Source organism: Corallococcus sp. CA041A (genome assembly GCF_003612075.1).
Taxonomy (GTDB): Bacteria; Myxococcota; Myxococcia; order Myxococcales; family Myxococcaceae; genus Corallococcus; species Corallococcus exiguus.
The window spans coordinates 1-1,965 of record NZ_RAWF01000511.1; the positions used below are offsets into that span (position 1 = coordinate 1).

At 72.5% G+C, this 1,965-nt stretch carries 1 protein-coding gene; it reads left to right on the forward strand.

What is annotated here, in order from left to right; all coding sequences use genetic code 11:
- The coding region (locus tag D7V77_RS41740) for an efflux RND transporter permease subunit (RefSeq protein WP_158624593.1) at positions 1-1,809 on the forward strand (1,809 nt) is incomplete at its 5' end.
- Positions 1,810-1,965: the final 156 nt, after the last annotated feature.

Here is a 1,965-nt window from a genome sequence, read left to right on the forward strand (position 1 = left end):
GTGTACCGCCGGGTGGCGGCGGGGACGGAGCGGTGGGCCGCGACCGCGGACGCGCTCCGGGAGATCGCCTGGCCCGTCACCAACTCCACGCTCACCACGGTCGTGGTCTTCGCGCCGCTGTCGCTGCTGCCCGGCGTGTCCGGCCAGTTCTTCACCGCGCTGGCGTTCACGCTGTGCACCGCCGTGTTGTTCTCCCTCGTGCTGGCCGTCACGCTGACGCCGCTGCTGTGCGGGTGGCTGCTCGTTCCTCCCGGCGGCCACCCCGCGCCCGAGCCTGTCATCCCGGGGTTCATGCTCACGCAGTGGCGTGCGCGGCCGGGAGTGCTGGTGGCAGGCGTGGTGCTCCTCACCGTGCTGTTGGCGTTGCTGGGCCGGGGCGTGGGGACGGGGTTCCTGCCGGAGCTGGATGAGGGCGCGTTCGTCGTGGACTACTTCACGCCGACGGGCACCTCGGTCGCGGAGGCGGACCGGCTGGGGCGCGCGCTGGAGGCGGTGGTCGCGGACATCCCCGAGGTCATGGGCACCAGCCGGCGCCTGGGCGCGGAGCTGGGGCCGCCGGCGGCCACCGAGTCCTCGCGTGGCGACCTGACCGTGTCGCTCTCTCCGCGGCGGACGCGCCATGGCCAGGACATCATCGAGGCGACACGCACGCGGGCGGAAGCCGCGCTTCCCGGAGTCCGGCTGGAGTTCGTCGAGCTGCTGCAGGACGTGCTCTCCGACCTGGAAGGCGCGCCGGATCCCGTCGAGGTCAAGCTGCTGGGGCAGGACGTCCAGGTGCTGCGGGATTTCGCGCCCCGCGTCGCCGAGCGGCTGCGGGACATCCCGGGCCTGGCGGACCTGTTCGACGGCGTCACCGGGTGCATTCCGGAGACCCACCTGGATGTGGACCTGGTCCAGGCGGGCCGTCTGGGGTTCACGACGCGGGAGGTGTCGGCGCAGGTCCGGACCGCGCTGTTGGGCGATGTCGTTGGGACGCTCCCCCGCGAGGGCCGGCAGGTGGACGTGCGAGTGCGGCTGCGTGAAGCCGACCGCATGGATCCCCAGGTTCTCCAGCGCCTGCGCCTGCGGACTGCCTCGGGGCAGATGGTTCCACTGACGCAGGTGGCGCGCGTGCGCCAGGAGTGCCAGCCCGCGGAGCTGCTTTCGGACAACCTGCGTCCGCTGGTGGCGGTGACGGGGCGGCTGGAGGGGCGGGACCTGGGCAGCGTCACCGCGGAGGTGGAGGCGCGGCTCGCCACGCTGGAGAAGCCAGCGGGGGTGGAGGTGCGGCTGGGCGGTCAGCGCGAAAGTCAGCGCGAGTCCTTCCAGGCCCTGGTGCTGGTGCTGGCGTTGGCCACGCTGGGGGTCTTCCTGGTGCTGACCTTCCATTTCCGCGGGGTCGTGCTCCCGCTGCTCATCCTGGGCGCGGTCCCCGTGGCGCTCGCGGCGGGCGTCGCCTGTCTGCGAATCACCGGCACGCCACTCAACGTCTCCTCGTTGATGGGCTGCATCCTGCTCGTCGGGCTCGTCGTGAAGAACGGCATCCTCTTGCTCGACCGGGCGGAGGAGGGACGCGCCGAAGGAATGGCCGCGGCCGAGGCCGTGGGCCACGCCACCTCCGTGCGTCTGCGTCCCATCCTCATGACGACGCTGGCGACGCTGCTGGGGCTCGTCCCGCTCGCGCTCGGACTGGGTGAGGGGGGCGAGCTGCAACGGCCGCTGGCCATCACCGTGCTGGGGGGCCTGTCCCTGTCCACGTTGACGGTGTTGGTGGGGCTGCCGGCGGCGTATGTGCTGGTGCGCCGTCACACGGCCTCCGCGAAGAGGTGAGGGGGAGTCACCTCGCGGCGCGGCTCCGCGGCCGGCGCTGTAACCTTTTTCCGTCCTCCTTCGTGGTGGCCGTTGGATGCCCGGAATGCGCCGGGCGCCGGAACGGAGGACGGACATGCAGGCGACGAAGGTGGCCGTGGTGGGCGGGGGACTGGG